Origin of the sequence: Nocardia sp. alder85J (assembly GCF_020176955.2) — a bacterium.
Taxonomy (GTDB): domain Bacteria; phylum Actinomycetota; class Actinomycetes; order Mycobacteriales; family Mycobacteriaceae; genus Nocardia.
On sequence record NZ_JAIUCZ020000002.1, the window covers coordinates 271847 to 280135 of the forward strand.

General features: G+C 69.0%; 7 protein-coding genes. 5 read left to right on the plus strand and 2 right to left on the minus strand.

Annotation, left to right across the window (positions count from 1 at the left end; genetic code table 11):
- Nucleotides 1-86 precede the first annotated feature (86 nt).
- On the minus strand, nt 87-1127 hold the full coding sequence (locus tag LBW94_RS07570) for an SPFH domain-containing protein (protein ID WP_225055135.1): 1041 nt from the start codon (nt 1125-1127) through the stop codon (nt 87-89).
- Nucleotides 1128-1365: 238 nt separating this feature from the next.
- Here LBW94_RS07570 and LBW94_RS07575 point away from each other — a divergent pair, with 238 nt between their 5' ends.
- Together LBW94_RS07575 and LBW94_RS07580 are read left to right on the plus strand one after the other, a co-directional pair.
- Nucleotides 1366-2904, plus strand: a complete 1539-nt coding sequence (locus LBW94_RS07575) for an amino acid permease (protein ID WP_225055136.1) — start codon at nt 1366-1368, stop codon at nt 2902-2904.
- A gap of 193 nt (nt 2905-3097) precedes the next feature.
- Nucleotides 3098-5524, plus strand: coding sequence for a serine/threonine-protein kinase (locus LBW94_RS07580; protein ID WP_225055137.1), 2427 nt, complete (start codon nt 3098-3100; stop codon nt 5522-5524).
- A 13-nt stretch (nt 5525-5537) separates the two neighbouring features.
- Here LBW94_RS07580 and LBW94_RS07585 read toward each other — a convergent pair whose 3' ends face one another.
- A complete protein-coding gene (locus LBW94_RS07585) occupies nt 5538-5921 on the minus strand; it encodes a DUF1707 SHOCT-like domain-containing protein (protein WP_225055138.1) in 384 nt (127 codons plus the stop codon).
- Between the two features lie 183 nt (nt 5922-6104).
- Here LBW94_RS07585 and LBW94_RS07590 point away from each other — a divergent pair, with 183 nt between their 5' ends.
- The 3 genes from LBW94_RS07590 (at nt 6105) to LBW94_RS07600 (ending at nt 8259) form a co-directional block, all read left to right on the plus strand.
- Nucleotides 6105-6833, plus strand: coding sequence for a MerR family transcriptional regulator (locus tag LBW94_RS07590; RefSeq protein WP_225055139.1), 729 nt, complete (start codon nt 6105-6107; stop codon nt 6831-6833).
- A 139-nt stretch (nt 6834-6972) separates the two neighbouring features.
- The gene (locus LBW94_RS07595) at nt 6973-7509 is read left to right on the plus strand and encodes a hypothetical protein (protein WP_225055141.1); all 537 of its coding nucleotides are present in this window, start codon (nt 6973-6975) and stop codon (nt 7507-7509) included.
- A gap of 174 nt (nt 7510-7683) precedes the next feature.
- Nucleotides 7684-8259: a dihydrofolate reductase family protein gene (locus LBW94_RS07600; RefSeq protein ID WP_255633826.1), complete on the plus strand. Its 576-nt coding sequence runs from the start codon at nt 7684-7686 to the stop codon at nt 8257-8259.
- The last annotated feature ends 30 nt before the right edge of the window (nt 8260-8289 follow it).

Below are 8289 nucleotides of genomic sequence, written 5' to 3' on the forward strand. Positions count from 1 at the left end.
CCCGGACGATCGCACGGTCGTCCGGGCCCGGGGAAACCACCGCACCCGGCTGAGGGGAAGGCCGGGTGCGGTGGTCGTTTCGGAACTCAGCGCGGCGCGGCCGGGGCGCCGCAGTTACCGCAGAACCGGGCCCCCAGCGCCAGTTCGGTACCGCAGTCGGTGCAGTGCCGGGGCAGGGCCGCGGTCAGGGCCGTGCCGCAGTGCATGCAGAACTTGGCCCCGGCCGGATTCGCGGTGCGGCAGCCGCCGCACACCGGGCCCGTGGCCGCCGCCGGTGCGGTGGACTGCACCTGCGGCTGGATGGCATTCAAACCCAGTGCGGCGCCGAGGAATCCGGGTGCGGCCGCACCCCCGCCGTGGGCCAGGCCCTGGCCCGCGCCGAGCGCCAATTCGCCTGCGGCATAGGGCTGGAACCCACCGGCGAGCCGGATGTAGGTGACGTCCTTGGCCAATCGCTTGAGCCGGTCGGCGTCCTCGGGGGCCAGCGTGATGTCGAAGTTGCCCATCCGGGGGACCCGCAGGCCGTACTCGTAGAGCGTGACGTTGGTCTGTTGCAGCACCGCGGCCTCGATCGCCTGCAATTGCGCCGACAGGCCCAGCACCTGCCAGTCGCCCTTCGAGATACCCTGCGTGACAGTCATTTTCATGGACTTCAGCAGCATGTCGGCGCACCAGGACTGCACGGCGGCCGGATCGGCCAGATCGGTGGTGCCGGTCAGTGTCGCGATCAGCAGCTCGGGATCGCGCACCATGAGCGCGAATTCACCGAACACCCGCAGCGTGACCACCTGTTCGCTGGCCGGGTCGACGATGTCGGCCAGCCGGCCGCCGAACTTGACCCCCGGGAACTCGCGGGTGGAGACGAAATACAGTTCGGCGCGGTAGAAGTTGCCGCCGGTGAGCGTGTCCACCAGTGCGCCGAGCACCGGGAGTTCCTCGGCGTCGATGCGATGCCGGCCCGGGCCCATGGTGGCCATCACCCGGCCGGACTTCACGAACAGCGCCAGCTGATCGGCGTCGACCTGGGCGCGGCTGAAGCGGCGCAGGTTCTGATCCGGCCACTTGTAGATCAGTTGATGTTTCTGCCGGTCGGGAACGGCGACGAACTCCCGCTCGAACCAGGCCATGCGCGCCTCCCTCATCGTGCGGCCGCCAGGAAATCTGCCGTCGCGCCCGGCGCGGCCGAACTGTACCGGGCGAGCGTACCGCTAGTCATTGGCACTATCAACCGGATGTGTTCCCGGTGACGGCCGGGCAACCTGCGGTTTCCATCATGTTTCGAGTTGTGGCTCGGTATTGAATGTGCCGTTGGTTGACGGTACATTAATGACAGATATGATCGCCGTCACGTGAAAGGTTCACGTCATGACCACAGTTCGACCCCCCGAGACGAGTCCGGCGGCGCCGGCGCAGGTCTCGGCCGATGCCCTGGCCGCCGAGGACGCGGGCTATCACAAGGCGTTGCGTCCGCGTCAGTTGCAGATGATCGCCATCGGCGGTGCGATCGGTACCGGCCTGTTCCTCGGTGCGGCCGCTCGGCTGCACAGCGCGGGACCCGGCCTGTTCATCGTGTACGCGGTGTGCGGCATCTTCGTGTTCTTCATTCTCCGCGCCCTGGGCGAGTTGGTGCTGCACCGCCCGTCCTCCGGCTCGTTCGTCTCCTACGCTCGCGAGTTCTACGGGGAGAAGCTGGCTTTCGCGGTCGGCTGGATGTACTTCTTCCACTGGTGCATGACCGGCATCGTCGACATCACGGCGATCGCCACCTACGTGCACTTCTGGGGCGCCACCCACGTGATACCGCAGTGGACGATCGCGCTGATCGCGCTGGCCATCGTGGTCAGCATCAACCTGATCTCGGTGAAGTGGTTCGGCGAGCTGGAGTTCTGGGCGGCGCTGATCAAGGTCGTCGCGCTGGTGGCCTTCCTGATCATCGGCGTGGTGTTCCTCGCGGGCCGGTTCAAGCTGGACGGCCAGGTCACCGGATTCTCGGTGATGTCGAAGCACGGCGGTCTGTTCCCGACCGGGCTGCTACCTCTGGTGACGGTCACCACCGGCGTCGTCTTCGCTTACGCCGCAGTGGAATTGGTCGGCACGGCCGCCGGTGAGACGGAGAACCCGGAGAAGATCATGCCGCGCGCGATCAACTCCGTCATCGCCCGCATCGCCCTGTTCTACGTCGGTTCGCTGGTGCTGCTGGCACTGCTGCTGCCGTACACCGTGTTCAAGTCCGGCGAGAGCCCGTTCGTCACCTTCTTCTCGAAGCTCGGACTGCACGGCGCCGGCTCGATCATGAACCTGGTGGTGCTCACCGCGGCGTTCTCCAGCCTCAACGCGGGCCTGTACTCCACCGGCCGGATCCTGCGCTCGATGTCGATGAACGGCAGTGCGCCGAAGGTCGCCTCGCGGATGTCGAGCACGGGTGTGCCCTACGTCGGCATCCTGGCCACCGGTGCGATCGCACTGCTCGGTGTCGGCCTGAACGCGATGGTGCCGGACAAGGCGTTCGAGATCGTGCTGAACATGTCGGCGCTGGGCACCATCGCCGCCTGGACCGCGATCATCGTGTGCCAGTTGCAGTTGTGGCGGTGGTCGCGCAGCGGCCGGGCCGAGCGTCCCAAGTTCCGCCTGTTCGGCGCGCCGTACACCAGCGTGGCCACGCTGATCTTCCTCGCCGGCGTGGTGGTGCTCATGGCCACCAGCGACGACGACGTGCAGCGCGGTGCGGTCATCGCCATGGTCGTGGTGGTGGTGCCCGCCTTCGTCATCGGCTGGTTCTTCGCCCGCAAGCGGGTGCAGGCCGTGGCCGCCGAGCGGGTCGGCTACACCGGGCAGTTCCCGGTGCTGGCCGAGCGTCCGCTGGCCGAGGAGGGTCAGCTGTCCGACGCCGAGGGTCGGGAGTAAGGGCGTACGCCGCCGGCTCGTGCCGGTCGGTAGCCGATATCCGGTCCGCCCCGCACCTCGCGGGGCGGACCCATTCCCACAGTGGGGAAATCATGCGGGTGCGCAGCGGACCGTCCACGACCAGAATGAGGACTCGACTCAATGGTGCCGGGCTCGAGAGGTTCCCATGCCGGACCAATCATCCGATCACACGGTGGCGCACCCGTGGGGCGATCGGCGGATGCGTGGCACCGAGGTGGCCGCGAACGCGCCGACGTCCTGGGTGCCCCGTTATCAGCCGGAGCCCGGATCGCGCGCACCACGCCGGCCGGACCCGGCGACGCGGTCCCACCCCTGGTCGCGACCCAGTGTGGTGGCCGCCGATCCCACCGAGCAGTTCGCCCGTCGCGCCGACCCGTTCGCCGAGCAGTTGGCGGCCGTGATGGCGGATGCGGCCGAATTGTTCAGCGAAGCAATGGAACTCGAGGACGAGGGCGGCTCGGCCCGGGCGGTCCGGGCGCGGGCCGGGGCCTGGCGACTGGGCGCCGGGCTGGTGGAGATCCCGCGGGTGCCCGCGGTATCGCCGCGCGCGGCGGTGCTCACGAATCCCGAAGTGCCCGAGGACAAGCGGTTCTGCTGGCGGTGCCAGGCCCCGGTCGGGCGCGCCGACGGCGACGGGCCCGGACCGGCGGTCGGCGACTGCTCGGCGTGCCACGCGTCGTACAACTTCCGGCCCGCGTTGCAGCCCGGCGATCTGGTGGCCGATCAGTACGAGGTGCAGGGGTGTCTGGCGCACGGCGGGCTCGGCTGGATCTATCTGGCGGTGGATCGCAACGTCAGCGATCGCTGGGTGGTCCTGAAAGGTTTGCAGAATCCACAGGATTTCGAAGCGCATGTCGTGGAAGTCGCCGAACGACAATTTCTTTCGGAGGTGACACACAGCGGCATCGTGAAGATCCACAACTTCGTCAAACACCGGTCCGTCCGTGACGGCGCCGACGGTTACATCGTCATGGAATACGTCGGCGGCCGTTCGCTGAAGACGATGCTCGACGAACACGAGCAGCATCGAATTCCGGTGGCGGAGGCCATTGCCTATACGATGGAAATCCTGCCGGCCCTCGATTATCTGCATTCGTTCGGGCTCGCCTACAACGATCTGAAGCCCGACAACATCATGGTCGGCGAGGACGAGGTCAAACTCATTGATCTGGGCGCGGTCGCCGCGGTGGAGTCCTACGGCAGCATCTACGGCACGCCCGGCTATCAGGCGCCGGAGATCATCGAGACCGGGCCCACCGTCGCCTCCGACATCTACACCGTGGGCCGCACCCTGGCGGCGCTGGTGCTGGAACTGCCCCGGGACGCCAACGGCTTCTTCCTGCCGGAACTGCCGACGCCGGAGTCCCAGCCGCTGTTGCAGCGCTATCCGGCGCTGTACCGCTGCCTGCGCCGGGCCACCGATCCGGATCCGGCCCGCCGGTTCCCCTCGGCCTACTCGATGCACTCCCAGCTCGCGGGCGTGCTGCGGGCGGTGCTGGCCATCGACACCGGCCGTGAACATCCCCAGCCCTCGGTCGAATTCGGCACGATGCGCGGCGATTTCGGCGTCGAGACGCTGATCGACGGCACCGATCGGATGCTCGACGGCAGCGAGGCCGCCCCCGAACTCGACGCCTTCGGGGTGGCCGCGGCGCTGCCGGTGCCGCTGATCGCCCCCGACGATCCCAGCGCCACGCTGCTGTCCACACTGCTGCACAGTGACCCCCGGCACGCGCTGGACTCGCTGCGCCGCACCGCGGATCGCATCGTCACCGGCACCATCGCCGAGCCGGCCTCGTTCGAGCTGGAGGGCACGCTGACCGCGGTGCGCGCGCACCTGGACCTCGGCCAGACCATGCAGGCGTGCGCGCTGCTGGCCGATCTGCGGCCCAAATACGGCGCGGACTGGCGGATCGAGTGGTACGTGGGCATCGCGGCGCTGCTCGACGGCTACCACGACCGGGCCTACCGGCATTTCGACGCGGTCCAGACCATGTTGCCCGGCGAGATCGCGCCGACCCTGGCGCTGGCCGCGAGCGCCGAACTGACCCACCAGGAGCGCGCCGATCAGGGCGCGGCCGACGCCGCGAACTGGCACGCCGTCGCGGTGGACAGCTATCGGCGGGTGTGGCAGATCAACCACGGGGTGGTCAGCGCGGCCTTCGGGCTGGCGCGGCGGCTGGCCGCCGACGGTGACCTGCTGGGCGCCGTCGGGGTGCTGGACCGGGTGCCCTCGGCGTCCCGGCACTACGCCGTGGCCCACCTCACCGGCTCGTTGCTGCTGGTCTCGCGGCCGGTCAGCGAGATCACCGAGGCCGATATCGCGGCCGCCGCCGCGCGGCTGGCCGCGCTGCCGGGCGAACTGCGGACCGTGCCGCTGCGGGTGGTGGTCGTCGGCGCCGCGCTGGAATGGGTGCGCGCCGGCGGGCAGCCCGCCCATCGCGACGCCAGCCTGCTCGGCTTCCGGTTCAGCCTGCCGGAACTGCGCCGCGGCCTGGAATCGTGCCTGCGCTCGCTGGCCCGGACGGTGCCGGAGCCGGCACATCGCTACCGGCTCATCGACCTGGCGAATCAGGTCCGGCCGCGCACCCGGTGGTGAGCGGGCGGGCCGGTCAGCCCAGCGGCGGGTCGTCCCGGCGGCGCAGCCGGGCGACCGGCACGGCCACCAGCGGCAGCACGAACAGCACCAGCAACAGCCAGTAGGCGCTCGACACCGAGGCCAGCACGACGGCCAGCAGGATCAGCACGACCACCCCGGTCGCGACAGCCGGCAACGGGTTGGCGGGTGGGTGCGGCGCCGGTTCGGGCGCCTGCGGCGCCGGCAGGTCCGCGAACAGCCGGCCCAGTTCGGCCCGGGTGTCGGCGGCGGCCGCCAGGGCCGCGCGGCGGTCGAATTCGGAGAGCGCGAGCCGGCCCGCGCCGAAATGCTGTGCCAGTTCCCGCAGTGCGCGTTCCCGTTCCGCGGCACCCACCCGTACGCTCGGCAGCTCGGTCATGCGAAAAAGGGTAGACGGATCGGACCCGCGACCCGATCCGCGGGATTTCCACCGGCGGGAAGTCGGCGCTCGCCGTTTTTCGGCACGCAATTTCCATGATGAAAAACGGAACCCCGAGGAATATTTCTTCTCGTCGCAGGTTCGCCGATGGCCGGTGCCGTTTCGGTGTGGTTTCCTGTAGGTATGCAGCGGGGTGACGAATACACGATCGATGAACTCGCGCGGGCTGCCGGCACGACGGTCCGCAGTGTGCGGGTGTACCACGAGCGCGGCGTGCTGCCGCCGCCGCAGGTGAAGGGCCGGACCGGTTTCTACGGGCCGGACCATCTGAACCGGGTGCGCACCATCAGCCGGCTGCTGGATCGCGGGATCAAGCTCAACGGCATCAAGGAACTGCTCAACGCCTGGGACCGCGGCGACGACCTCGGGCACATCCTCGGCGTGGCCGAGGACCCCGCGGGGACCGGTACACCGGACAACGGCACGATCACCGCCACCGAGCTGGAACAGCGGTTCCGCGGCGTGCCCAGCGGATTGGCCCGGGTGGTCGCGCTCGGGCTCTACGAGCCGGTGGACGCGACGGTCTACCGGGTCGCCGACGGCCAGCTGCTGCGGACCCTCGATCGGCTGGTGGACGTCGGTGTCCCGGTGATGGAGGCGCTGGTCGAGATCGAGAAGCTGCACGCCGACTGCGACCGCGTCGCGCGCCGGTTCGCGGATCTGTTCCGGCGCACCGGCTGGGTCGCCTTCCAGCAGTCCGATCGCGGCCCGACCGATCGCGCCATCCTGGAGGCGCAGCTGGAGGTGGTCCGGGCGGTCCCCGGCCAGGCCGGCGCCGATCTGACCACCCGGCTGCTCACCCACTACCTGGATCAGGACAGCGAGGTCGCCGAGGTGCTGGCCCAGGCCTGACCGGTCCGGACTCCCACCGGTGGGAAAATACCGCCGACAACGTGCCGCTAGATAGCGGTACATTAATCGGGTACAACCTCCGTGACGGCCTGACGGGTATCGGCACAACGGAGGCCCACAGATCGACACGGAGTCCCCGATGAGCAAGTACACCGAAGGCCCGACCACCATCCGACGATCCCCCTCCGCTGTCCGCGTCCTGGCACTGCTGGTAGCGGTCGTCACGACGGTGCTCGGTATCGGCCTCGGGCTCGGTGGCATGTCGACCCGCGCCGCCGCGGACGGCATCCCCTGCCAGTGGGCCGGCGACGACTACAACCAGGGCAGCACCGTCTACGCGGGCGGCTGGGCGTTCACCTGCGCGGCCGCCTTCCCGAGTGTGCGGTGGAACCGGGCGCCGGCCCCGGGTCACCGCGGCACCGTGCCCAATCCGGGTGCGGACGAGTACGCCGCCAACGGCTTCAGCCTCGGCGCCTGGCAGCCCGGCACCTCCTTCTTCGACTTCTGTGTGGCCGACTCCGTGATGTCGGGCGCCGACTACGTCTTCGAGGCGGTGCCGTTCAACAACAGCGTGTTCTGGCGCGCGTCCGGCGGCATCAACCAGTGGAACGACGGTGCGCGGCACCAGTACCAGTGGTGGACCGGCCGGTCCTGCGTGGACGGCATGCTGATGTAGCGATCGGCAGCCGCACGACCGGCAGTCGCACAGCCGAATTACCGGAATCGAATTCGATGGACAGCGGTGGACCTGCTTAGGTAGGTTCACCGCCGTCTGCGGATGCGCCCGGCCGCCCGCCGGGAGCATAATCGGACTTCCGACTTTCGATCTGCGACAGACGGGCTGCGGTTGATGGGATGCGTAACACTCTGGATGCAGATGTCGCTGGACGGTTTCGCGGAGGGCGCCGACCAGCAGGTGCACTGGCCCGTGGTCGACGAGGAATTGTGTGCCTCGCACCTGGACGAACTGCGCGCCGCCGATCTGTTCCTCTACGGACGCAAGACCTTCGACATCATGGCCGACTTCTGGCCCACCGCCGATCGTGATCCCGCGATCTCCCCCTTCTACGTCGATTTCGCCCGATGCTGGAAACAGAAACCGAAAATCGTATTCTCCAGGACCCTGCGACACGCGGACTGGAACACCCGGGTGGTCGCCGACCGGCCCGCGGCGGAGGTGGCCGCACTGCGCGCCGAATCCGACCTGCGCATGGTGCTGTTCGGCGGCGCCGAGATCGCCTCGATATTCCTGCAACAGGGGCTGGTCGACGAGTACCGGCTGTTCGTCCACCCGATCCGGCTCGGCGGCGGGGTGCCGTTGTTCCCGGCCACCCACGACACCACCGGACTGCGGCTGATCGACGTGACCACCTTCGACAGCGCGGTGGTCGGAATGCATTACCGGCAGCCGCTTTCCGCCGCGTAGCGGTCCCCGGCGCCGCCGCGCTGCCACAGG